General features: G+C 62.8%; 20 protein-coding genes, 1 tRNA gene and 1 riboswitch. Of the genes, 14 read left to right on the plus strand and 7 right to left on the minus strand.

The window, feature by feature from the left end:
* The first annotated feature begins 87 nt into the window (after positions 1 to 87).
* From PU133_RS05120 to phoB, 6 genes are all read left to right on the plus strand, one after another.
* Positions 88 to 1131: a substrate-binding domain-containing protein gene (locus tag PU133_RS05120; protein WP_404863767.1), complete on the plus strand. Its 1044-nt coding sequence runs from the start codon at positions 88 to 90 to the stop codon at positions 1129 to 1131.
* Between the two features lie 76 nt (positions 1132 to 1207).
* Positions 1208 to 2584, plus strand: a complete 1377-nt coding sequence (gene pstC / locus PU133_RS05125) for a phosphate ABC transporter permease subunit PstC (protein WP_404863768.1) — start codon at positions 1208 to 1210, stop codon at positions 2582 to 2584.
* Positions 2585 to 2586: 2 nt separating this feature from the next.
* Positions 2587 to 3966: a phosphate ABC transporter permease PstA gene (pstA, locus tag PU133_RS05130; protein ID WP_404863769.1), complete on the plus strand. Its 1380-nt coding sequence runs from the start codon at positions 2587 to 2589 to the stop codon at positions 3964 to 3966.
* Positions 3963 to 4844 carry a phosphate ABC transporter ATP-binding protein PstB gene (pstB, locus tag PU133_RS05135; protein ID WP_404863770.1) on the plus strand — a complete coding sequence of 294 codons (882 nt, stop codon included), beginning with the start codon at positions 3963 to 3965 and terminating at the stop codon, positions 4842 to 4844. The genes pstA and pstB overlap by 4 nt, the downstream gene beginning before the upstream one ends.
* Before the next feature lie 28 nt (positions 4845 to 4872).
* Positions 4873 to 5586, plus strand: a complete 714-nt coding sequence (gene phoU, locus PU133_RS05140) for a phosphate signaling complex protein PhoU (protein WP_404863771.1) — start codon at positions 4873 to 4875, stop codon at positions 5584 to 5586.
* Between the two features lie 16 nt (positions 5587 to 5602).
* Entirely contained in the window at positions 5603 to 6286 is a 684-nt protein-coding gene (gene phoB, locus PU133_RS05145; RefSeq protein WP_126008365.1) for a phosphate regulon transcriptional regulator PhoB, read from the plus strand.
* A gap of 46 nt (positions 6287 to 6332) precedes the next feature.
* Here phoB and PU133_RS05150 read toward each other — a convergent pair whose 3' ends face one another.
* Positions 6333 to 6848 carry a GcrA family cell cycle regulator gene (locus PU133_RS05150; protein WP_404863772.1) on the minus strand — a complete coding sequence of 172 codons (516 nt, stop codon included), beginning with the start codon at positions 6846 to 6848 and terminating at the stop codon, positions 6333 to 6335.
* Between the two features lie 398 nt (positions 6849 to 7246).
* Between PU133_RS05150 and PU133_RS05155 the strand changes: the two genes are divergently transcribed.
* From PU133_RS05155 to PU133_RS05175, 5 genes are all read left to right on the plus strand, one after another.
* A complete protein-coding gene (locus PU133_RS05155) occupies positions 7247 to 8446 on the plus strand; it encodes an aspartate aminotransferase family protein (protein ID WP_126008369.1) in 1200 nt (399 codons plus the stop codon).
* 29 nt (positions 8447 to 8475) lie between these two features.
* On the plus strand, positions 8476 to 9399 hold the full coding sequence (gene argF / locus PU133_RS05160) for an ornithine carbamoyltransferase (RefSeq protein WP_404863773.1): 924 nt from the start codon (positions 8476 to 8478) through the stop codon (positions 9397 to 9399).
* A 69-nt stretch (positions 9400 to 9468) separates the two neighbouring features.
* Positions 9469 to 10491, plus strand: a complete 1023-nt coding sequence (locus tag PU133_RS05165; RefSeq protein ID WP_404863774.1) for an Hsp33 family molecular chaperone — start codon at positions 9469 to 9471, stop codon at positions 10489 to 10491.
* A gap of 239 nt (positions 10492 to 10730) precedes the next feature.
* Entirely contained in the window at positions 10731 to 12167 is a 1437-nt protein-coding gene (locus PU133_RS05170) for an efflux RND transporter periplasmic adaptor subunit (RefSeq protein WP_404863775.1), read from the plus strand.
* A gap of 2 nt (positions 12168 to 12169) precedes the next feature.
* Positions 12170 to 15592, plus strand: a complete 3423-nt coding sequence (locus tag PU133_RS05175) for an efflux RND transporter permease subunit (protein WP_404863776.1) — start codon at positions 12170 to 12172, stop codon at positions 15590 to 15592.
* Between the two features lie 7 nt (positions 15593 to 15599).
* Here the strand turns inward: PU133_RS05175 and PU133_RS05180 are convergent, their stop codons facing one another.
* The gene (locus PU133_RS05180) at positions 15600 to 17057 is read right to left on the minus strand and encodes a TrkH family potassium uptake protein (RefSeq protein ID WP_245451443.1); all 1458 of its coding nucleotides are present in this window, start codon (positions 17055 to 17057) and stop codon (positions 15600 to 15602) included.
* The gene (gene apaG, locus PU133_RS05185; protein WP_126008378.1) at positions 17054 to 17446 is read right to left on the minus strand and encodes a Co2+/Mg2+ efflux protein ApaG; all 393 of its coding nucleotides are present in this window, start codon (positions 17444 to 17446) and stop codon (positions 17054 to 17056) included. The genes PU133_RS05180 and apaG overlap by 4 nt, the downstream gene beginning before the upstream one ends.
* Positions 17447 to 17635: 189 nt before the next feature.
* Between apaG and PU133_RS05190 the strand changes: the two genes are divergently transcribed.
* Entirely contained in the window at positions 17636 to 18250 is a 615-nt protein-coding gene (locus PU133_RS05190) for a CDP-alcohol phosphatidyltransferase family protein (RefSeq protein ID WP_404863777.1), read from the plus strand.
* Here the strand turns inward: PU133_RS05190 and PU133_RS05195 are convergent.
* Complete coding sequence (locus tag PU133_RS05195; RefSeq protein WP_404863778.1) at positions 18247 to 19428, minus strand: O-succinylhomoserine sulfhydrylase; 1182 nt, start codon at positions 19426 to 19428, stop codon at positions 18247 to 18249. The two genes, PU133_RS05190 and PU133_RS05195, sit on opposite strands and share 4 nt — an antisense overlap.
* Before the next feature lie 60 nt (positions 19429 to 19488).
* Positions 19489 to 19567, minus strand: a riboswitch (SAM riboswitch).
* 82 nt (positions 19568 to 19649) lie between these two features.
* Here PU133_RS05195 and PU133_RS05200 point away from each other — a divergent pair.
* Complete coding sequence (locus PU133_RS05200; protein ID WP_404863779.1) at positions 19650 to 20741, plus strand: 2'-deoxycytidine 5'-triphosphate deaminase; 1092 nt, start codon at positions 19650 to 19652, stop codon at positions 20739 to 20741.
* Here PU133_RS05200 and PU133_RS05205 read toward each other — a convergent pair.
* Positions 20738 to 21550, minus strand: a complete 813-nt coding sequence (locus tag PU133_RS05205; protein WP_404863780.1) for an ion transporter — start codon at positions 21548 to 21550, stop codon at positions 20738 to 20740. The two genes, PU133_RS05200 and PU133_RS05205, sit on opposite strands and share 4 nt — an antisense overlap.
* 132 nt (positions 21551 to 21682) lie before the next feature.
* Positions 21683 to 22117: a hypothetical protein gene (locus PU133_RS05210; protein ID WP_404863781.1), complete on the minus strand. Its 435-nt coding sequence runs from the start codon at positions 22115 to 22117 to the stop codon at positions 21683 to 21685.
* Positions 22118 to 22304: 187 nt separating this feature from the next.
* Between PU133_RS05210 and PU133_RS05215 the strand changes: the two genes are divergently transcribed.
* Positions 22305 to 22378: transfer RNA gene (locus PU133_RS05215), tRNA-Gly, on the plus strand.
* A gap of 38 nt (positions 22379 to 22416) precedes the next feature.
* Here PU133_RS05215 and PU133_RS05220 read toward each other — a convergent pair.
* Positions 22417 to 24426 (minus strand): glycosyltransferase, encoded by a 2010-nt coding sequence (locus PU133_RS05220; RefSeq protein WP_404863782.1) that lies wholly within the window; start codon positions 24424 to 24426, stop codon positions 22417 to 22419.
* Between the last annotated feature and the right edge of the window lie 121 nt (positions 24427 to 24547).

The following is a 24547-nucleotide window of genomic DNA, read 5'->3' on the forward strand; positions in this document are numbered from 1 at the left end:
GGGGTGTTAGAACACCGACGGCCTCAAGGGGCACCCACAGGCGCCCTTAAGGCGCCCATTCAAAGAGCTAATAAGCGGGAGACATCCATGAACGCTCTTAAGATTTCCGTCGCTGCCCTCGTGGCATCCACGACGTTTGCCGGTTTTGCCGTCGCACAGTCGCGCGACACCATCCAGATTGCCGGTTCTTCGACCGTTCTGCCTTTCGCATCGATCGTTGCTGAAGAATTCTCCGCTGCTTTCCCTGATTTCGGCACGCCGGTCGTCGGTTCGGGCGGTTCGTCGGGCGGTCTGCGCCAGTTCTGCGAAGGCGTCGGCGAAAACACGATCGACATCGCAAACTCGTCGCGCCGCATCCGCGCCGGCGAAGTCGAAGCCTGCAACACGGCTGGCGTAGAAGACATCCGCGAAATCCAGATCGGCTACGACGGCATCGTTTTCGCAACGTCTGCTGATCAGGGCGATTTCGCTCTCGAGCCGCAGCACGTCTTCATGGCGATCGCAGCCCAGGTTCCGCAGGACGGCGAAATGGTCGCCAACCCGTACACCAACTGGTCGGAAATCGACGCTTCCCTGCCTGACCAGGCGATTGCTCTTGCAATCCCGGCTTCCAACCACGGCACCCGCGAAGTCTTCGAAGAGCGCGTCGTTCTTCCGGGCTGCGAAGCTGTTGAACTGCCGGAAATGTCCGAAGAGGAAATGGAAGCAGCTTGCCTCGCATTCCGCCAGGACGTCGTCGTTGAAATCGCCGGCGACTACACCGAGACGCTCGCTCGCCTGCAGTCGAACCCGGCAACCGTCGGCGTCTTTGGCCTGTCGTTCTACGACCAGAACCGCGACACGCTGAAGGTTGCAACCGTATCGGGCGTCGAGCCTTCGCTCGAGACGATCGCTTCGGGCGACTATCCGGTTTCGCGTCCGCTCTTCTTCTACGTCAAGGGCGAGCACATCGGCGTCATCCCGGGCATCGAAGAGTACGTCCAGTTCTTCCTCTCCGACCAGATGGCCGGTGCAGGCGGCGCGCTTGAAGCTGCCGGCATGATCCCGGCTCCGGCTGAAGAAACCGCTGCCGTTCTGGAAGCCTTCGAAGGCGGCGAAGCGCTGACCGTCGAAAGCCTCGGCGCCGAGTAATCTACCAGACGGGGCCTCGCCGTAGCGGCGGGGCCCCATTTTGCTTCCCTGACATTTGGTCATTCAAGGCACGCCGATGAACACCCTGATCATCACTGCGCTGATCCTTGCCTTTCTCGGCATCGCCTACCAGACCGGTTCTTCCAGAAGTCGCGCCTTGGCGGGCACTTCAGGCCGCCGTCTGCATTCGCGCCCATCCTATCATGGTTCTGCGATTGCGATCTGGACGCTCGTTCCGCTGCTTCTCGTACTCGGCTCCTGGGCCCTGCTCGACAGTTACGTCATCCGCACCTTCATCACCTGGTATCTGCCTGAAAGCCTGGTTGCCGAGGGCGGCAATGCGCTGCGCGCCTCGATCGCGCGCGTTGAGGCTCTTGCGACGGGCTACGGCGTCGTCGGTGAGGTTCAGGAGTTCGAGCGGACAGCTGCGCAGGCCGTTGGAAGGTTTCAGACCACAGCTTTCCTGATTGTCGTGGCGGCAGCCACCACGCTTGCCGCGCTTGGCCTCTTCTATGCCCGCAAGCGCATCACGCCTCAGTTTCGCGCCCGCAACGAAGTCGAGGGTGCAGTACGCCTCCTCCTTCTCGCTTGCTCCGTCGTCGCAATTCTGACGACGTTCGGCATCGTGGCGTCGCTCCTGACCGAAGCCATGCGCTTCTTCTCTTTCGTCAATCCGCTCGACTTCTTTTTCGGGACCGTCTGGAACCCGCGCTTTTCCACGACTGGTGCCGGTGGCGGTGGGGAATATGGCCTGATCCCGCTTCTGTGGGGCACGATCCAGATCACAATTATCGCCATTCTGACGGCCGTTCCGATCGGCCTGATGGCCGCCGTTTACCTGACGCAATATGCCAAGCCGCGTGTTCGCAGCGTGGTCAAGCCGCTGATCGAAGTGCTCGCGGGCATCCCGACCATCGTCTATGGCTTCTTCGCTCTGGTGACTGTGGGACCCTTCCTCGCAAGCTTTGGTGACGCGATCGGCGTCGATATCCGCGCCACCAGCGCTCTCACGGCCGGCATCGTGATGGGCGTGATGATCATCCCGTTCATCTCGTCGCTGTCCGACGACATCATCCGCCAAGTGCCGACTGCCATGCGCGACGGCTCGCTCGGACTTGGCGCAACGAAGTCCGAGACGATCCGCCGGGTCATCCTGCCGGCTGCTCTTCCGGGCATCGTCGGCGCAATCCTTCTGGCTGTCAGCCGTGCGATCGGCGAGACGATGATCGTCGTTCTTGCGGCCGGCAACAGCCCAGTGCTGCGCTTCAATCCCTTCGAGCCGACATCGACGATCACCGTTTCGATCGTCAACCAGCTCACCGGCGACAGTGATTTCGCCGGACCCCAATCCCTCGTCGCCTTCGCGCTTGGCCTGACGCTGTTCGTGCTGACCTTGGTTCTCAACGTCGGTGCGCTCTACATCGTCCGCCGCTTCCGGGAGCAGTATGACTGATCATGGCTAATCTCGACAGCACAACGACAGCCAGCGCCGGCACTGCGGCTGCCGCCGAAGAGCGGCGCCAGCGGGTCAAGAAGAGCCTCGGCGCACGGCACCGCAAGGAGCGCCTCTTCCATGGCCTCGGCATTACCGCCGTGGTCCTGGCGCTCGGTTTCGTCGCCATTCTTTTCTACGACGTGCTGCAGCGTGGCCTTCCGGCGTTCCAGCAGGCGCAGGTGACGGTCGATGTCTATTTCGATCCCGAGGTCATCGATCTTGGTGAGCGTCCAGTACAGAGCCCAGGTCAGTCTCCGGCTGACTACAGCGCGCAGTTGAATGGATGGCTGCGCGACGCAGCCCTGCTCAACTGGAACCGTCTGCTTGAGACTTCGATCCGCAACATTGTGCCGGAGTTCGAGGGGGACGCGCGTGACATTGCTGCCATCATCGACAGCTCTCAGCGCTTCGTCATCCGTGATGCGTTCACGAACGACCCGTCGCTGCTCGGTCAGACCCGCGAATTCTCTCTTCTGGCCTCGGCTGACGCCGATAACTGGCTGAAGGGCACGATCGACCGCAGCCTGCCGGATGCCCGCCAGCAGCTTTCGGCGGATGCGCGGGCGCTTGCTGACGACCTTCTGGAGCGCGGCGAGATCCGCTTCGCCTTCGCGTCGCACCTCTTCACCAATGTCGACTCCCGCTCGGCACCGGCCAGCGCGGGTCTCGCGGGCGCCTTCATGGGCTCGCTCTATATGATGCTGATCGTCATCGTGCTCGCCGTGCCGATCGGTGTCGCAAGCGCCGTATATCTCGAAGAATTCGCGCCGAAGAACCGGCTGACCGATGTGATCGAGATCACGATCAACAATCTGGCGGCGGTGCCTTCCATCGTGTTCGGTCTGCTGGGCGCGGCGGTCTTCATCAACTATTTCCGTCTGCCGCTTTCCGCGCCGCTCGTCGGTGGCCTCGTTCTGACGCTGATGACGCTGCCGACGATCATTATTGCCACGCGCTCATCGCTGCGCGCAGTGCCGCCTTCTCTTCGCCAGGCGGCCCTTGGTCTCGGCGCATCGCGCACGCAGATGGTCTTCCATCATGTGCTGCCGATCACCTATCCGGGCATTCTGACTGCCGCCATCATCGGCGTCGCTCAGGCGCTCGGGGAAACTGCTCCTCTGCTGCTGATCGGCATGAACGCCTTCGTCGCCAACATTCCGAGCAGTCCCATGGACCAGGCGTCTGCCTTGCCGGTGCAGATCTATCTCTGGCAGGGCAACGAAAACCGTAATTTCTTCGAAGCGCGTACTTCTGCCGCCATCATCGTGCTACTCGGCCTGATGCTGAGCCTCAATGCGATCGCAATCTTCCTTCGGTCGCGACTGGAGAAACGCAAGTGACGTCAGATAGCACCATCACCAAGGATCCCGTCATGGCCTCTGGAATGAACTTTCCACATGCGGAACTCGCCCCGAACGCAGAGCACGCCAGGGACCACGGCGCAGCCGAGCTTGCCCAACGCAGCGTTCGCGTGCGTGCCAGCGACGTGTCGGTCTTCTATGGCGCCAAGCAGGCGTTGTTCGACGTGTCGGTCGACATTCCTGACCGCGCCGTTACGGCCTTCATCGGCCCATCGGGCTGCGGCAAGTCCACGTTCCTGCGCTGCATCAACCGCATGAACGACACGATCGAAGGCGCGCGTGTCGGCGGCAAGATCGAACTCGACGGCGAGGACATCTACGATCCCTCGCTGGACGTCGTCGAACTGCGTGCCCGCGTCGGCATGGTGTTTCAGAAGCCCAATCCTTTTCCGAAATCGATTTTCGAAAACGTCGCCTACGGTCCGCGAATCCACGGTCTCATCCGCACTAAGGCTGATGCGGAAGAAGTCGTCGTGTCGAGCTTGCGCAAGGCAGGGCTCTTCAACGAGGTCAAGGATCGTCTTCACGAGCCGGGCACCGGCCTCTCGGGCGGCCAGCAGCAGCGCCTCTGCATCGCGCGCGCCATCGCGGTCGGTCCGGAAGTCATTTTGATGGACGAGCCGTGTTCGGCGCTCGACCCGATCGCAACGGCCATCATCGAGGAGCTGATCGACGAACTGCGCGAGAACTACACGATCATCATCGTGACGCACTCGATGCAGCAGGCGGCGCGCGTTTCGCAGAAGACGGCGTTCTTCCATCTCGGCAATCTCGTGGAGGAAGGTCCGACCGACAAGATCTTCACGAACCCGGAAGACAAGCGCACCCAGGATTACATCACAGGCCGGTTCGGCTGACCAACCGGCTGTGGCCACGGAGAGAACAATGAGCGATCCGCATATCGTCTCGTCCTTCGACGAAGAGCTGAAATATCTGATGCGCCGGGTCTCGGAGATGGGCGGAATCGCGGAACGCATGGTGGGCGACGCCGTCGCCGCGCTGGTGGCTTCCGATGCGGGGAGCGCCCAGAGGATCATCGCCGAGGACATCATTCTCGACGACGCCGAGCGCGACATCAACGAGCGTGCGATCGTCGTCATCGCCAAGCGCCAGCCCATGGCACACGATCTGCGCGAAGTGATGGGCGCGATCCGTATCGCCGCCGACCTCGAGCGCGTCGGCGACATGGGCAAGAACATCGCCAAGCGCGTCGTCGCCGTACAGGGATCGGCCCAGCCGAAGCAGCTGGTGCGGGGGCTCGAGCACCTCTCCGAACTCGCTTTGACGCAGCTGAAGGAAGTGCTCGATGCCTATTCGACGCGCTCGGCCGTTGCGGCGAACCAGGTGCGCCAGCGCGACGACGAAATCGACGCGATGTACACGTCGCTGTTTCGTGAGTTGCTGACCTACATGATGGAAGATCCGCGCAACATCTCGGCCTGCACGCATCTCCTGTTCTGCGCCAAGAACATCGAGCGCATCGGCGATCATGCGACCAACATCGCCGAGACGATCTACTACATGGCGACAGGCGACCGGCTGCTCGGCGAACGCCCGCGCGGCGACAAGACTGCGACAGTGATGGCCAGCGGCCACTGACGGAGACGATGGGAAGATGCTGCCAAAGATAACGGTCGTCGAGGACGAAGAAGCGCTGAGCGTGCTCCTGCGTTACAATCTGGAAGCCGAAGGCTACAAGGTCGACACTGTTCTCCGCGGCGACGAGGCCGAGATCCAGCTGAAGGAGCGCGTTCCGGACCTGCTCATCCTAGACTGGATGCTTCCCGGCGTCTCTGGCATCGAGCTCTGCCGCCGCCTGCGCGCGCGGCCTGAAACCGAACGCTTGCCGATCATCATGCTGACGGCGCGTGCTGAAGAGAGCGAGCGCATTCGCGGTCTCGCGACCGGTGCCGACGACTATGTGGTGAAGCCGTTTTCGACGCCTGAACTGATGGCGCGTGTTCGCGCCATGCTGCGCCGTGCCAAGCCCGAGGTCATCTCTTCGGTGCTGCAGAGCGGCGACATCACGCTCGATCGCGAAACCCACCGCGTCCACCGCAAGGGCCGCGAAATCCGGCTTGGACCGACAGAATTCAAGCTATTGGAATTTCTGATGTCGTCGCCCGGCCGTGTCTATTCACGCGCGCAACTGCTCGATGGCGTGTGGGGCCATGACATCTATGTCGACGAGCGCACGGTGGACGTGCATGTCGGCCGGCTGCGCAAGGCGATCAATCTCGCCAATATGCGTGATGTCATCCGCACGGTGCGGGGCGCCGGCTACGCGCTGGAAGGCTGAGCGCCTTCTTCATTCTCAACTTAAATTTGACGACGACGGCGCGCGATCAGCGCGCCCGGCGCCTTTCGCCCGAGACCTGGAAGGCGAGACGCGCGTGGTATTTGCAGTAGGGCGTGTTCTCGCCTGAATCGTGGCCGCAGAAGTGGAAGTCTTCGTGCATCGGGTCGCCAACCGGCCACTTGCATGTGCGCTCGGTCAGGTCGACCAGCGCCAAGCGCTTGGCGATCGGCACGACGACGTCGCTGACGGGACGTGTCTGCGGCGCTGCTTCCATGGCGACATCTTCACGCACCGCAGCAGCTGCGCCACCACGGGAAATCGCGCGCGGTGCTGCAGGGCGGGCGTTGAAGTTGGAGGCCGGGCGCGGAGCCGGTGCCGGCCGTTTTGCGCGCGGCGCAGGAGTGCCGCCGGACTTTGCACGTCCCGGCAGGTTCAGGCGATGTACTTTGCCGATGACAGCATTTCGTGTCACGCCACCCAATTGTGCGGCAATCTGGCTCGCGCTGAGGCCGTCGGCCCACAATTTGGTAAGTTTTTCGACGCGCTCGTCGGTCCAATTCATGGCCGCAACTCCAGTTTCGATATAGGGCGCAGCAGAATCCCTCGGCGCTGGCCCGAAGTATCAACGGAACCGCGTCGCCTTAATACTGTGTGATGACTAGGTCCGCCGCATGCAGTCTAGTGCTGTTATTTCAACTTAATGGTCGGCAGACTCCGTGACAAGAGTCCCGGGAATCGGCCGATTCGCTTTTTTGAGTTTTCCCCAACTTGGGGCTTTTTAGGCGAATTGCGTGGTAGCCGGCACAAGGGGCGTTTTCTTGACAGCGCCGGGCGAAATGAAGATAGTGCGTCGGGCCGCCGCAGGGCGGCTTTTCAATTTTCAGGCCGCAGTCCTTGAAGTTTGCGACGCGAACCGTCCGAGCCTTTTGCGGTGTGGCCTTGAATGGGAGTTTGCGCCAGATGGCACCGGCGTCGCCGCTTTTCGAGACTTACAACCGCGCTCCGCTCCGCTTCGAGCGTGGCGATGGTGTCTGGCTGACGAGCGAGGATGGCAAGCGATATCTGGATTTCGCCGCTGGCATCGCCGTGAACTCGCTCGGGCATTCCCATCCGCATCTCGTCGCCGCGCTCAAGGAGCAGGCCGACAAATTGTGGCACCTGTCCAATCTCTATGAGATTCCCGGGCAGGAGCGGCTTGCGCGCCGCCTGACGGAGGCGACCTTCGCGGATCGCGCCTTCTTCACCAATTCCGGTGCCGAAGCGCTGGAGTGTGCGATCAAGACCGCACGCCGTTATCATCATGCGCGCGGGCAGGGCGAGCGGTTCCGCATCGTCACCTTCGAAGGGGCATTCCACGGGCGGACGCTCGCGACGATCGCTGCCGGTGGCCAGCCCAAATATCTCGAAGGCTTCGGGCCCAAGGTCGAGGGTTTCGACCAGGTACCGTTCGACGATTGGGCCGCACTCGAAGCCGCTGTCACCGAGGATACGGCCGCGATTCTGATCGAGCCCGTGCAGGGCGAGGGCGGTGTTCGGCCGGTTCCCGACGAACGGCTGCGCCAGCTGAGGGCTCTGTGCGATGAGACCGGTACGCTGCTGATCTTCGACGAGGTGCAGTCGGGCGTCGGTCGCACGGGCAAGCTCTTCGCGCATGAATGGTCGGGCATTTCGCCGGACATCATGGCGGTCGCCAAAGGCATCGGTGGAGGGTTCCCGCTCGGCGTCTGTCTCGCAACGTCCGAAGCGGCCGCGGGAATGGTGCCCGGCACGCACGGCACGACCTATGGCGGCAATCCGCTCGCCATGGCCGTTGGCAATGCCGTTCTCGACGTCATCCTGGCGGATGGCTTCTTGGAGCATGTGCGCGACCTGTCGCTGGTGGCAAAGCAGGGCCTCGAGGCAATCAAGGATCGCTATCCCGATGTGGTCGCCGAAATCCGCGGGCGCGGCCTGATGCTCGGGTTGAAGACCGTCGTGCCGAACACGGAGATGGTCGCGGGCCTTCGCGCGCATCACATGCTGTCGGTACCGGCTGGCGACAACGTCGTTCGCCTTCTGCCGCCGCTGACCATCACGGCCGAGGAAATGCGCGAAGGGCTGTCGCGCATCGACATGGTCGCTTCTGAACTTTCTTCATCCAAACAGGCAATTTCCGCCTGAAAGCAGGCCGGGGCACGGGGATCATCACCATGGGCGCCAACGGCACGCCACGTCATTTCATCGATCTATCGACCACGACGGCAGACGATCTTCGCGGGATGATCGACAATGCGCGCACGATCAAGGATGCCTTGAAGTCGGGTCAGGGCGACAAGCCCCTCGCCGGCAAAGTGCTTGCCATGATCTTCGAAAAGCCGTCGACGCGCACGCGCGTGTCCTTCGATGTCGGCATGCGCCAGCTCGGTGGGGAAACGCTGTTTCTTTCCGGCACGGAGATGCAGCTCGGGCGCGCCGAGACGATTGCCGATACGGCCAAGGTGCTGTCGCGCTACGTCGACATCATCATGATCCGCACGACCGAGCACAGCCGCCTGCTGGAACTGGCTGAACACGCGACCGTGCCCGTGATCAATGCGCTGACGGACGACACCCATCCCTGCCAGATCATGGCCGATATCCTGACCTTCGAAGAGCATCGCGGGCCGATCAAGGGCAAGACGGTCGCCTGGTCGGGCGATGGCAACAACGTGCTGCATTCGCTGATCGAGGCATCGGCGCGCTTTGGTTTCACGATGAATGTCGCGGTGCCGGAAGGCTCCGAGCCGGAGGCGCGCTATGTGGACTGGGCGCGCGCCAATGGCGGCATCGTCAATGTCACGAACGACCCGATGGATGCGGTGCGCGGCGCCGATTGCGTGGTGACCGATACCTGGTTCTCCATGGGCCAGGAACATCGCGCGCGCGGCCACAACGTCTTCCAGCCCTATCAGGTGAACGAGGCGCTGATGGCGGAAGCCAATCCGGATGCGCTCTTCATGCACTGCCTGCCGGCGCATCGCGGCGAGGAAGTGACTGATGGTGTCATCGACGGCGTGCAATCGGTGGTGTTCGACGAGGCGGAAAACCGGCTGCACGCGCAGAAGGCCATCATCGCCTGGTGCATGGGCGTCTGAGTACCTAAATATCCGGCAAATAGTTCAGCCGTGCGCTCGTTGCCGGCACTTCTTCCCCGGAGAAACCCGATGAATGACCAAAGCCCCAGACTGGGCGAGTTCGACTATGCCGGCGACGATCACGTCCTGCCATTCCAGGTGGAGGCGCTCGATGCGCGCGGCCGTGCTGTGCAACTCGGCCCGATGCTCGACAAGATCATGGCGCGCCACGATTACCCCGAGCCTGTCGCTCGCCTGCTTGCCGAGGCGATCACGCTGACGGTGCTGATCGGCACGTCGCTGAAATTCGATGGCAAGTTCATGGTGCAGACGCAGGGCGATGGGCCGGTCGACCTTTTGGTGGCAGACTTTACCACGCCTGATGCCGTGCGCGCCTATGCGCGCTTTAACGAGCAGGCGCTTGCGCAAGCGGTCGCCGACAACCGGCTCGAGCCGCATGAACTGCTCGGCAAGGGCATCCTCGCCTTCACGATCGACCAGGGCGAGTTCATGCAGCGCTATCAGGGCATCGTCGAACTGGATGGCGCGACGCTGGAAGAGATCGCCGGCGCCTATTTCCGGCAGTCCGAGCAGATACCGACGAAGGTTCGGCTTTCGGTGGCGCAGCTTTATGATCGCGATGAGGATGGCCGGCCGCGGCATCAATGGCGGGCCGGCGGCGTCATCGTCCAGTTCCTGCCCGATGCGCCCGAACGCATGCGTCAGAGTGATCTACCCGGCGGCGATGCGCCGGATGATTTTGAGCCGACGGGCGTCGAGGACGACGACGCCTGGGTCGAAGCCGTCGCCATGGTGGAAAGCATCGATGCGGATGAATTGACCGATCCGCTCGTCGGCTCGGAGCGGCTGCTGTTCCGGCTCTTTCACGAACGCGGCGTGCGCGTTTTCGAACCGGCGCCCGTTCTCGACCGGTGCACGTGTTCGCGCGAGAAGATCAAGTCGGTGCTCGACAATTTCACCAGCGACGAAATCGCCGAGAGCACCGAGGATGGCGTCATCGCCGTCACCTGCGAGTTCTGTTCGACCGAGTACCGCTTCGAACCCGAAGAGCTCGGCGCAAACAGCGCGGAAAGCGAAAGCCACCTCCACTAGAAATCTTGAGCCGCGTCATGCGGCTCAAGTCGCTTTGGGCGGGGGTATGCATCGCCTGGAGCCGCGATCACATGACAAAACTTTAATTTGCCTTGTCTTCATCCGTTCGGCATCTAGCTTGAACACATATGAAAGCCGTGCGCCGGGGACGTCGGTCGGATGGCGGTTCTCGCGGGACAAAAGGGCCGAAGTGCCGAGCCCGCGACTATCCCAGACGATGAGTTTGACGGAGCACGCTTATGCTGATCTCTCCCCATGACGAGTCCGTATCCACCGATCGCGTGAACGATGCCACGCGTGCGTCCGGCTCGACGATGCGGCGCACCGGTCGCTTCGTCCTCCAATTCGTGCTGATGCTGGCGATCCTCGTCGGATCCTACGTCGTCATGACGATGGTGATCGCCGCGCGTCCCGAACGGGTGCCGAGCCCGATCACGCCGACGGTCTATGCGGTGGCTGCGCAGAATGTCGTGATCGAGGATCACCGGCCCGACATTCTGGCCTATGGCGATGTCGTCGCACAGCGCACGGTCGATCTGCGCGCCCAGGTGACGGGCGAGATCATCGAGGTTAATCCGCAGTTGCGAGCCGGCCAGCGCATCGAGCAGGGCGAACTTCTCGCCCGCATCGATCCCTTCACCTATGAAGGGCAGTTGACCGAAGCGCGCGCGAGCCTGGCGCAGGCACAGGCGGTGCTCAGCGAGATCGATGCGCGCATCACGGCCGAGCGAGAGCAGCAGCAGAGTGCGGAACTGCAATTGGAGATCGCCGAGAGCGATCTTCTCCGCGCGCAATCTCTCTTCGATCGCGGCGCTGGCACGCAGCAGCAGCTCGATGAACGCCGCCTTGTCGTGTCGCAGCGCAGTCAGGCAGTCAGCCAGAGCAGGAACACGCTTCTCGTAGAAGAGGCACGCCGCAACCAGCAGCAGGCGGAGATCGAGCGGCAGGAATGGCTGGTGCGCCAAGCCGAGCGCGCGCTTTCCAACACCACGCTGACGGCACCTTTTGCCGGGGTGATCTCCGAAGCCATCGCGGAGCCGGGGCGTATTGCCGGCAGCGCCGACATCATCGCCTCCATTTACGACGACCGGCTGCTCGAGGCCCGCTTCACGCTCACCGATGCGCAATACGGCCGGATCTCGTCCGATGGCGAACCGCTGATCGGGCGCGCGATCGAGGCATCGTGGGTCGTGGGCACGGAGACCTACCGGTATGAAGGCACGATCGATCGCCTGGGTGCCACGGTTGCGTCCGACCGCGGCGGTGTCGAGGTTTTCGCGCGGCTGGCTCCGGCCGATCATGCCGTGCAGTTGCGGCCGGGCGCCTTCGTCGCACTATCCGTGCCAGATCGGCTCTATGCCGACACCATCGAACTGCCTGAAAGCGCGGTTTACGATCCCGGCCATGCCTATGTCATCGAAGAGGGCGTGCTGCGGCGCCGCGAGGTGACGGTTCTTGCTTATCAAGGCGACACGGTTCTGCTTCGAGGCGACCTGCAGCCGGGTGAGCGCGTTCTGACGACGCGTCTCACGGAGGCCGATGAGGGCCTGGCCGTGCGCATTGCCGGCGAAGCGAGCGATACGGATCCTGCGGCCGAGGCTGTCGAGCCCGCAGGTGAACGCAGCGGCGGCAGACGGCCCGGTGGCCGAGGCGCCATGCGCGCCTTCGGAGGCTGACGATGGCGCGCTCTCCCATTCGCCAATCGATGGTGGAAGCCCGCCAGCGTGCCGGACGCGCTGCCGGCGGCGGTATCCTGCGCACCTTCGTGCGGCATCCGAACGCCGCCAACATGCTGATGGCGCTGATGATCATCTTCGGGCTTTTCAGCCTGGCACGGATCAACACCCAGTTCTTCCCGCCTGTCGAACAACCGAGCATCTCGGTGTCGCTCGCATGGCCAGGGGCAAGCGCCGAGGACGTCGAGCGCAACGTGTTGGCGCTGGTCGAGCCGGCGGTGCGTTATATCGACGGCGTCGACGACATGTCGTCCACGGCGAGCGAGGGATCGGGCTCGATCCGGCTCGACTTCGCCGAAGGCACGGACATGCAGCGCGCGTTGGCGGAAGTGGAAAGCGCCGTGCGCGGCGTCTCTAACCTGCCGACCGACGTGGAGACGCCGCGGGTCACCCGCGCACAGTTCTTCGAAGGTGTCGCCAAACTCGCTGTGACCGGAGCAGCGTCGGAAGACGTGAAGCGCAATTGGGCGAAGCGTATCCGCGACGATCTGGTCGCGCGCGGCATCGACCGGATCGAATTCACGGGGCTGCGCAGCCCCGAAATCGTCATCGATATCGATGAACGCGAGCTCCGTCGGCTTGGCATGACCATCGAGGAGGTCTCGCAGGCGATTTCGGCGAACAGCCGGGATGTGCCTTCGGGCAATGTTGAAGGCTCTGTCGAGCGCCAGGTGCGGCTGATTGCCGAGCGGGAGACGCCAGCGCGCCTCGCCGCCATGGAGATCAAGACCCTGCCGACCGGCGAGCGCGTGACGCTAGGCGATGTTGCGCGCATCGAGGGTGGATACGATCCCGACGAGCAGCGCGGCTTTTCGAACGGCACGCCTGCGATCGAACTGGACATCCAGCGTGCCGCCAACGCCGATACCCTGCAGACCGCATCGATCCTCAACACCTATCTCGCAAGCCTCACGCCGCAACTTCCGGCAAATATCGAGATTCAGACTTATGACGTGGCGTCCGACGCGCTCGAAGAACGGGTGTGGCTCCTGATCGAGAACGGCATCGGCGGCTTGCTCGTCGTCATCGTGGTGCTGTTCCTGTTCCTCGACTTCCGCATCGCGTTCTGGGTCGCCGCGGGAATTCCGGTCGCGGTCATGGCCACGCTCGGGCTCATGTATGTGTCGGGGCAGTCGATCAACATGATCTCGATCTTCGCGCTGATCATGATGCTCGGCGTCATTGTCGATGATGCGATCGTTGTTGGTGAACAGACCAACACGCGGCTTGAGATGGGCGACGACCCGCTGACGGCAGCGGAGAACGGCGTCGGCATGGTCATGACGCCGGTGCTCGCGGCCATGGCGACGACGCTCGCCGCATTCGCCCCGATCGTGATCCTGGGTGGACCGATCGGGCAGATGATGAGCGCTTTGCCGCTCGTGGTCATTGCCGTTCTGGTGGCGAGCCTCGTCGAATGCTTCTTCGTGCTTCCGGGGCACCTGGCCCATTCGCTCGGGCGCAAGCGGCGCGTCGGCTGGTCCTATTGGCGCCATCTCGCTATTGCGCTGATGCTGACGTTTGCGGCGGCCGTTTTCCTGTCGCGTCAATCGGGTCTGGGCGCGGAAAGCGCCTCGCTGCTCGGCCAGGCCTCGCTCGCGCTTGGCACTCTGGCGCCGGTGCTTCAGGCGGCGATCATCGGCGCCGTGGCGCTGCTCATCGCGGGCTTGCTGGAATTTGCCATTCAGAATCTGCAGCGCCGCGATGCCGGTTCGTCCGCTTCGCAGAAGAGCCGCTTCCGCAAAGGCTTCGATCGACGGTTCGAAGCCTTCCGCGACGGGCCGTTTCACCGTGTCGTCTCCGCGGCGTTTCATTGGCGTTACGTGACCGTGGCGCTGTCGGTCGGCGTGATGATGATCGTCAGCGTCGGGCTGCTGCGCGGTCAGCATGTGCCTTTTGTCTTCTTTGAATCCCCGGAAGCCGAAACGATTTCGGGCAGCATCGTCTTCAATGCGGGCCTGCCGGAAGCGGAAGCCGTTGCCGCCATCGGGCGCATAGAGGCGGCGCTGCGGGAGGCGGAACGAGGCCTTGCCGAAGAAGGCGCGCTGATCGCCGCCACCTTCACGACGCTCGGCACATCGGGCCGCAGCGGCGATACGACAGCGCGGATCAATGTGCAGCTGACGACATCTGAAAGCCGGACCATCCGCACGCCGGAGATCGTCGCCGCGTGGGAAGAAGCTGCGCCGGACATCGCCGGCGTTCGGCGCTTTTCGATCTTCCAGGCGCGCCTTGGGCCTCCCGGCCGTGATGTCGAAATCCGCTTGCAGGGCGACCGCATCAGCTCTCTCAAGGCAGCATCGGACGATGTGATCGCGCTGCTCGCGACGATCCCCGGCGTTTCCGGCGTCGAGGACGATCTGCCCTACGGCAAGCCCGAGCTTGTCATGGAATTGACGACGCGTGGCGCGCTACTCGGCTTCACGACGGACGAGGTTGGCCGGCAGATCCGCAATGCATTCCAGGGCGCGATCCCGTTTCGCTTCGCGCGCGGTGACGACGAAGTGACGGTACGCATCAGCCAGACGATGCGTCAGCAGGGCTCCGGCGCGATCAGAAATTTCGAGCTGCGCACGGCCGATGGCAGCTATGTGCCACTGACCGAGGTCGTATCGCTCTCTGAGCGGCAGGGCTTCTCCTCGATCCGCCGTCGGGACGGTCAATCGACCTTGTCGGTGACCGGGGACGTCGATTTAGCTCAGACAACGCCCGATGCGGTTCTCGCGCAGCTGAGAGGCAGCGGCGGGCTTGATCTGATTGCCGCCGAACATGGTGTGGATTTCAATTTCGGCGGCCGCGCGGAAGAACAGGAAGAGGCGTTCTCGGATCTGACGATCGCCACCATGGCGGCGCTGACCGTGATCTACATCATCCTCGCCTGGGTGTTCGGCAGCTATTGGCGACCGATCGCTGTCATGCTGATCATTCCATTCGGGCTTGCCGGTGCCGTCTTTGGCCATTGGGTGCTGGGCTTTCCGTTGACGATCATGTCGCTCATCGGTCTGCTCGGTCTTGGCGGGATTCTGGTTAACGACTCCATCATTCTCGTAGACCGTATGGAGGAGCGGCTGAAAGCCGGCAACGCTGTCGATGAGGCGGCCATCGGCGCCAGCCGCGATCGGTTCCGGGCCGTGCTTCTGACGTCGCTGACGACGATCGGCGGCCTGTTTCCGCTGATCTTCGAGACGAGCGTCCAGGCTCAGTTCCTCATCCCGATGGCCGTGACGATCGTGTTCGGCCTCGGCATTTCGACCGTGCTCGTGCTGATGCTGGTGCCGGCGTTCATCGGTATCGGGTACGATATCCGCGGCGCGCTTTCGGCGATCTACGGCCGCCGGGCACCGGTGACACCGGCGTCTCTTTAAGTGCGGATCAGGTTCGCCAGAACCGCGGCAGAAAGAGCACGAGGATCGTGAACAGCTCCAGGCGGCCAAGAAACATGCCCGCCGACAGGATCCATTTCGCCGTATCGTTGAGGCTCGCATAGTTTCCGGCAGGCCCGATCAGATGGCCAAGCCCCGGGCCGACATTGGAGAGCGCCGAGCCGGCGCCGGAGAGCGCCGTCGTCATGTCGAGGCCGGTCATCATCAGGCCGAGCGACAGAAACGCGAAAGCCATGATGAACAGGAAGAAAAAGCTCATCACCGAGGTGATGACGGAGCCTTCGATCGGTCGGCCGTTGAACTTCGGCCGGAAGATGCCGCGCGGATAGAGCACGCGGTAGATGTGTTCCCGCACCGCTTCGAACAGCACGATGAAGCGGAAGATCTTGATCCCGCACGAAGTCGACCCGGCACAGCCGCCGGCGAACATGATGACGAAGAAGAATGCAACGGCGTGCGAGCCCCAGAGGCCGTAATCGGTCGACGCATAGCCGGTGCCGGTGACGACGGAGATCACGTTGAAGGCCGCGTGTCGCAGAGCGTCATGACCCTGGTGGTAGCCACTGCGATCGGCGATGCCCCAGGCGATCAGGGAAGCCGCGAGCACGAACAGGAGGAACGCCCGCACCTGATCGTCATCGAAGAGCGAGCGGGCCCGACCTTGCAGCAGCTGCACGTAAAGCAGGAACGGGATCGATCCGGCGATCATGAAGAAGACCGCGATCCACTCGATGGAAGCGCTGTCAAAATGGCCGAAAGAGGCGTCCTTGGTGGAGAAGCCGCCGGTGGCGACCGTGGTCATGGCATGGATGACCGCATCGGTGATGCCCATACCGGCGGCGCCGTAGCACATGGCGCAGATCAGCGTGATGCCGATGAACACGAAGGTGATGGAACTGGATATCTGGCGCGCGCGCGGCAGGATCTTTTCGGCCGTGTCGAAGGCTTCGGCCTTGAACAGTTGCATGCCGCCGATCTGCAGCATGGGCAGCACCGCGATTGCCATGACGATGATGCCAAGGCCGCCCAGCCATTGCAGTAGGCCGCGCCAGAACAGAACCCCGACCGAGGTGGTGTCGAGCCCGATGATGACGGTCGCGCCGGTGGTCGTCAGACCCGACATGCTCTCGAAAAATGCGTCGGTGTAGCTCGGTAGAACGCCGGTCCAGACGAAGGGCAGGGAGGCGAAGAAGACGAGCGCCAGCCATGAGATCACTGTCATCAACAATGCCTGACGCCGGGAGAGGCCTTGCGCGGTGCCTCTGGTTGCGGCGAAGAGCGAGCTGCCAACGAGCGTGGTGATCAGCGAACAGACGACAAAAACCGTCCAGTCTTCGTCCTGAGCGGCAAACCCGACGAGCGCCGGAACGAGCATGGCCAGCCCGAGCGCGGCGAGGAGGGTGCCTGTAACAAGAAAAACCGGCCGGAAATCGAGCGCATCGCTCAATTGAGGGTTCTCGCCGCTCCTGGTCGATCCAGCGAGAAAGCGGGAATGGCCACTTCGAAGCTCTCCCCGTCTTCCGACTGCATCTCGTAGAGGCCGTACATGACGCCGGACGGCGTATCGAGCGGGCAGCCCGACTGGTACTCATAGCTGTCGCCGGGGCGCAGGATGGGCTGCTCGCCGACGACGCCAGGGCCGCGAACCTCATCGACGCGGCCTTGCTCGTCGGTGATGTGCCAGTAGCGGCTCTTCAGTTGAACGACCGTGTTGGATTTGTTGGCAATCACGATGCGATAGCCCCAGACATAACGGCTGTCGTCCGGGTCCGATTGGTCGTCCAGATAGAAGGGCTCGACCGTTACTTCGATGTCGCGGGTCAATGCGCGATACATGGTCATTCCTTCCAAGCCGCAACGGCGGCCTATTCTCTCGCTGATATTCTACAGCGGCCACGACACGTCAAGAATCATAGTTTCGGTAGTGTTAACGGCATCCTCACGGCAGCGTGACGCGGCGGTGCTGGCCAGAAGCGCCAAGGGACGCTACAGCGGCGTGGCATTTCGTCATCAGGGGCAGGCACAATGCTGGACGGAGCAGCCAAATCCATCATCCAGCCGACCCTCGACCGCATTGGCCGGGGGCTGGCAGGCTGGGGCGTCAGCGCCAACCACGTCACGCTCGTTGGCCTGCTGATCGGCGTTTTCGCCGGAGCTGCGATCGTCGCCGAGCAGTTTTTCGCAGCATTCGTCCTCATTCTGGTGAGCCGTGCGCTCGATGGTCTCGATGGCGCAGTGGCGCGCGCAACGGCGCCAAGCGATTTCGGCGGGTTTCTCGATATCGTTCTCGACTTCGCTTTCTACGGCCTCATCCCGCTGGCCTTCATTATTCAGGATCCGCAGCAAAACGGCATCGCCGGCGGGCTGCTGCTGCTGTCCTTCTACGTGAATGGCGCGAGCTTTCTGGCTTTCGCGACGATTGCGCAAAAGCGTGGGCTCTCGACCGAGGCGCGCGGCGTGAAATCCTTCTATTTCACGACAGGCTTGGCGGAGGCTGCCGAAACGCTGCTCGTCTTCCTCGCCTTCTGTCTTGTGCCCGGATATTTTGCGTGGATCGCGATCTTCTTCGCGATCCTCTGCTTCTATACGGCGCTGTCGCGGATCGTTGAGGCGCGCAGCCTGTTCGCCGACCCGGACTAGATCGCCGATAGCGCCCGGTCGATGTCCTCGATCAGATCGTCGGTATCCTCGAGCCCGACGGACAGGCGCAGCGTGCCGGCGCCAATGCCGAGTTCCACGCGGTCGTCTTCGGCGAGGTTCTTGTGCGTCGTGGTGGCCGGATGGGTGATCAGGCTCTTGGCATCGCCGAGATTGTTGGAGATGCGGATGATCTCGAGCGCGTTCTGGAACGCGAACGCTGCCGCCTTGCCGCCTTCGATGTCGATGGCAACGAGGGTCGAGCCGCCGCTCATCTGCTTGGCGATGATGTCGGCCTGCGGGTGGTCGGCCCGGCCCGGATAGATGACGCGGTTGACGCCCTTGCGGCCATCGAGCGCGTCGGCGATGCGGGTCGCGCTTTCCGTCTGCTGACGGACGCGCAGGGGAAGCGTCTCCAGGCCCTTCAGCATCGTCCAGGCATTGAAGGGCGACATGGACGGGCCGGTGTGGCGGAAATAGTCGTGCAAATGCTCGTTGATCCATTCCTTGTCGGAGAGGATCACGCCGCCAAGACAACGGCCCTGGCCGTCGATGTGCTTGGTGGTCGAATAGACGACGATATGTGCGCCAAGCTCCAGCGGCTTCTGGAAAAGGGGTGTTGCGAAGACGTTGTCGACGACGACGCGGGCGCCGATCTCATTGGCGAGCGTTGCGACGGCAGCAATGTCGATGACTTCCAGCGTCGGGTTGGTCGGGCTCTCGAGGAAGAAGACCTTCGTGTTCGGGCGAACGGCCTTCTTCCAGTTCTCGATGTCGCGGCCATCGACCAGCGTCGTCTCCACGCCGTAGCGCGCCATCAGCTTTTCGACGACCCAGCGACAGGAACCGAAGAGCGCGCGGGCAGCAACGACATGGTCGCCCGCCTTCACCTGGCAGAGAAGCGCTGCGGAAACGGCGGCCATGCCCGTTGCGGTCGCCCGGGCGTCTTCGGCGCCTTCCAGCCCGCACATGCGCTTTTCGAACATGTCGACGGTCGGGTTGGCGTAGCGCGAGTAGATGAAGCCTTCCGCCTCGCCCTTGAAGCGCGCTTCGGCGGCTTCCGCACTTTCGTAGACGTAGCCTTGCGTGAGGAAGAGGGCCTCGGAGGTCTCGCCGTGCTGCGATCTCGTGGTGCCGCCGTGGACGAGGGCGGTTGCCGTACGCCAGGTCTTCGATGTCATCGTGCTTTTTCCGTTCTCAACCGCAACGCGGTCACAAAAAAACCGGCCGCATAGCTGGCCGGTTCGTGACACCCGACCATTTTAGCAACTTCTTTAACGTGGCTGCAAGCCGGCCGGCCAAATCACCACGGGATAAGGAGGCTATACCGGCACTCCAATCTTGCGTCAATTCTGCATGGCTGCGAATGATGCGGCCTTGAGACGCTGGCGAGGGAACGATCTTGACACCCGGCATATTGGCCGATGCCGCGATTGCGGCGCTGTTCGAAACGGGAGCGCTTGTCACCGAGCGGCCGCTGGACGGCGACCAGATCCAGCCGGCAAGCCTCGATCTTCGCCTCGGTGCACGGGCCTTTCGCGTCCGCGCGAGCTTCCTGCCGGGGCGCGAAACGCCTGTGCGCACGAAGCTCGATCGCCTGAAACTGCACGAGGTGGATCTGAGCGAAGGCGCGGTTCTGGAGACAGGCTGCGTCTATATCGTGCCTCTGATGGAAAGGTTGGCGTTGCCTGCGGGCTTAAGCGCTTCCACCAATCCCAAGAGCTCGACCGGCCGGCTCGACATCTTCACGCGCGTGATGGTGGATGGCGGTCAGGAATTCGACAAGGTTCCGGCTGGCTATCACGGCGAGCTTTACATCGAGATCAGCCCGCGCACGTTCCCGATCATCGTGCGTGCCGGCTCACGTCTGTCGCAGATCCGGTTCCGCAGCGGCAATGCACTCCTGAACGAGGAGCAGCTTGTCGATCTGCATGCGTCGGAGCGCCTGGTCAGTACGGGCGATGCCAATATCTCCGGCGGGGGCATTGCGCTTTCCATCGATCTGGAAGGCGATGAGCGTGGGCTTATCGGCTACCGCGGCAAGCGTCACACGGGCGTCATCGACGTCGATCGCAAGGCTGCCCACGACGTTCTCGATTTCTGGGAGCCGATCCATCGCCGCCAGGCGGCCGAGATGGTGCTCGATCCGGACGAGTTCTACATCCTCGTTTCGCGCGAGGCGGTGCATGTGCCGCCGCTCTTCGCGGCCGAGATGACGCCTTTCGACCCGTTGGTCGGTGAGTTCCGGGTGCATTATGCCGGCTTCTTCGATCCCGGTTTCGGGCACGATCCCGCCGGCGGAGCCGGCAGCCGGGCTGTGCTGGAAGTGCGCAGCCACGAAGTGCCGTTCATCCTGGAACATGGGCAGATCGTCGGGCGCCTGGTTTACGAGCACATGGCGGAGCGGCCGAATGCGCTTTACGGCACGGATCTCTCGTCCAACTATCAGGCGCAGGGCCTGAAGCTTTCCAAGCATTTCCGGTCGATCGACTAGGGCTGACTGCTTTCCTTGAGAGCCGCCGCCGGGCTGCCATTCAGTCGAGCGATCTCTGCCTTCAGAGCGGACAGTTCCGCCAGGATCTTGCGCTGGTTTTCCTTCATGTCGTCGCGCTCGTCCGCGGCGCTTGCCTCATGCTCCTCCTGCATCGCCGAAACGATGATGCCGATGAAGAGATTGAGCACGGTGAAGGATGTCGCCACGATGAACGGGATGAAGAACAGCCAGGAGAGCGGGTAGGTTTCCATCACCGGCCGGACGATGCCCATGGACCAGCTTTCGAGCGTCATGACCTGGAACAGCGTGTAGGCGGATTCGCCGATGGAGCCGAACCATTCGGGGAAGCTCTGCGCGTAAAGATTGGTCGCCATGACCGAGAAGACGTAGAAGACGAGGCCGAGCAGGAAGACTATCGATCCCATGCCCGGAAGCGCGTTGATCAGGCCGCCGACGACACGGCGCAGGGATGGCACGACGCTGATGAGGCGCAGCACGCGCAGGATGCGCAATGCGCGAAGAACGGAGAGATTGCCGGTTGCGGGCAGAACGGCGATCGAGACGACCAGCAGATCGAAGATGCGCCAGGGATCAAGGAAGAAGGCCATTCGGTAGACGGCGAGGCGCGCCAGCAGTTCCACGACAAAGATGGTAAGGATCGCGCGGTCGAGCACCCTCAGGAACCCGCCGACGCGCTCCATGACGGCGGGCATGGTTTCCAGCCCGAGCGTAATGGCGTTGATCACCACCAAGGCGGTGATGAACCATTCAAAACGGCGGGATTCAATCAGGGTTTTCAGCGAATTCATGGGGCGGCCTGCAGCAGGGAAGAGCGGCCGTTAGGTGGAATGCGGGGCCCTGCAAGTCAAGCTGTCTCAGAAATCGAAAAGGTCAAAGGGCGGAGGCAGGGACGACGCCGCCCTTTGACTGGAGGCCGGATCCTACTGAATCGCAGTTTCCGGTTCATCATCCACGACTTCGGCGACCGGCATGGAAAGTTCCGAAGGATCGAGCGCGACGATCATTTCCGCGCAGCGCGATGCTGCATCCCGACCGAGACGGTCGACGCCCGGGATCTGCGCCCATGCTGCCTTCTCGACGAAACCGCGCTGCTGATGCGGCCGCATGCCGGTCAGTTCTTCGAAATCGGCACGGGCCGTGTCCACGCCACGGAAATTGTCGACGCAGACGGAGGCGGCCAGTTCGGCACGCGACGCATTGGCGGCATCACGCGCCATTTCATTGGCGGTGCCACCGGTAACCCAGCCGCCGAGCGTGAAGCCCAGAACGACCGTTGCAACGGCAGAGCCTGCGGCGACCCAGCCGAGAGTGCCCTTGGTCGGCTCGTATGCGTTCCACTTGTCAGAAATGCCCATCTTTTCCCTCCGGATTTGTTTCGAACTGTTACGGAGTGTGAGGAGTGGGGGCGGACTTGTCAAACTATCAAAAATTGCCTGCGGCAATCCGTCATCGAGCCAGTCTCGTCTGGCCGGACGACGAGTAGTTCCTAAGCTTTTTCGGCTTGCTGAAAGGCGTTTGCACAGATAGGTTTAGCGGCATTGAGCGGGTGTAGTTCAATGGTAGAACGGCAGCTTCCCAAGCTGCATACGAGGGTTCGATTCCCTTCACCCGCTCCAGAAAAACCCTCATACACTATGGCGAAATCTGGGCCCGATCAGCGCGCTTCCGGTGAAATGATTCTGTGCCGATCACGCGGGCAGGCGGCTGGCAGACTTTTCTCAGTGGAATCGATGGCGGCGCCCGTTGCAGCCGATGTCGGCCGGTGCGGCGTCTTCGCCCAGTGGTGCGGCCGGCGGAGAAGTTCGTAAAGCGCGGTCCAAGCGGCCCATGTCATAAGCGCCCAGTAGACGGGCAGAAGCATCCAGCGCCATCCCACCCGCAGCCGCTCAAGCGGCGACATCGCGCGCTGGCCGAGCAGGACGAAACAAGCAAAGGTTGCCGTCAGGATGGTGATGTCGGCGACGAACAGGATGGATTCAAAGCCCGTGCGGCTGGGATCGTCGACCGACAGTGCCGAGATCATCGAAAAGCCGAAGAAATAGACCATTGCCGGGCTGAGCAAGGCGGCAACGAGAAGCCCGATCGTCATGATCTGGAAGGTGGCGGAGCGCACGAAGCCGAGCGCGTTCGGTCCGCCGCGCGGGCGGCGCAGCATCACGAGCCAGGTTTGCATCCAGCCCTTGAACCAGCGCGTGCGCTGGTTATGCCAGGTGTGGATATCGGTGGGCGCCGATTCAAGCGTCGGCAGGGAGATCACGCCCAGCCGATGACCGTGCGTGGCAAGCCGAAAGCCGAGATCGGCGTCTTCGGTCACATTGAAAGGGTCCCACGCGCCCACCTCCCGCAGCGTTGCCGTTCGAAAATGGTTGGAGGTTCCACCCAGCGGCAGCGGCAGGTCGTTGCGGGCGAGAAAGGGCAGGAGCCCGCGAAAGAGCACCGCATATTCCAGCGCAAAGAGAGCCGTGATCCAGGAGTGGCGCGGGTTGGCGATGACCAAGGGCGCCTGGACGCAGCCGAGCTTGGGGCCGCCGGCCCTGAAGCGCGCCAGCGCCTGGAGCAGCTGTGCCGGATGCGGGCGGTCTTCCGCATCGTAGATGACGAGATGCTCGCCGCGTGCACCGGCCATGGCGTAGTTCAGCGCCTTGGGCTTCGTGTAGGGCAGAACGCGCGGCACGACGACGATCTCGTATTCGGGGCCGAGTGGCTGCGCGCGCAAGGCGGCGATCGTTTCCGGGTCATTCGCCTCGCAGACAAATTTGATGTCGAGCTTGGCGCGCGGCCAGTCGATTGCGTCCAGCGCGCGTACCAATTGCCCGGCCATCGCGTGTTCGCGGTAAAGCGCCACCATCACCGTATAGACCGGCAGCGTCGGATCGGTGGCGTCGGCAGGCGCGATCTCCGGATCGAAGCGATACCCGTCGATCAAGGCGGTTGCCCGTAACCATAGGAGAGTGGCGAACAGACTTGTCAGGAACAGATGCGCCCCAATCAGCATGATCACCGGAAAGGCGATCAGAAGCGCTGCCAGCATCGTGAAGACGGTCCCGAAGGCAAACCCCTGGCTGCCGGTCGCCACGATCCGCGCGCTCGCCGCCTGCTGTGTTTCGAAGAGGTGCCCGACGGTTTCCGCAACGCGTTCTTGGCTGCGGACCGCCCATACGGCCTGCCTGACGGCTGAGGGTGTGGTGATCGCGAAGGCTAGGCGCAGACCACCGTGCCGAGAGAGCTTTTCGGCAAGACTGACCAGTCCTGCGAGATCCGGTGCGATCAGTTTGCGCGTGCGTCCGCGATGATCGATGCCGATCGGTTTGTGCGGCATGATCAGCAGCGCGTCGATCGACGGCGTCACAATGACCAAATGCGGATCGATCGTCTCGATGAAGGCGAGGCCGAGTTCGGCGGCGACCGCCTGGTAATAGGCTGTTTCGGTTACGGTTCGGGCTGCGAGCAGTTCGCGATCGACGGAGGTGGAATTCCGCAAGGCGCGGTCCGCCGCTTCGGCCAATTGCTGATCTGAGAGGTTCAGCCGTCTCAGAACGCGGGACAGGATGTCGACCGGATGCGAGCACTCTTCAGTTGCTGATCTTGCAAGGGGCAGGCTAGCACGGGCGATGGCGCGGCCGAGGCCGCCGGCGTCGGAAGTTGGAACGGAAGTCAAAAGCATACTTCGCCGCGCCGCCGCGGACGTGTATTGGTCTTGTGTCACACAGCCCCAGGCGATGCCTGCCCCACTCTGCTCAAGGCCTAGCATGCTAGCGAGACAACAAAATAAAACATCCCTGGCT

The sequence above is a fragment of the Georhizobium sp. MAB10 genome (genome assembly GCF_045012825.1).
GTDB classification, from domain to species: Bacteria; Pseudomonadota; Alphaproteobacteria; order Rhizobiales; family Rhizobiaceae; genus Georhizobium; species Georhizobium profundi.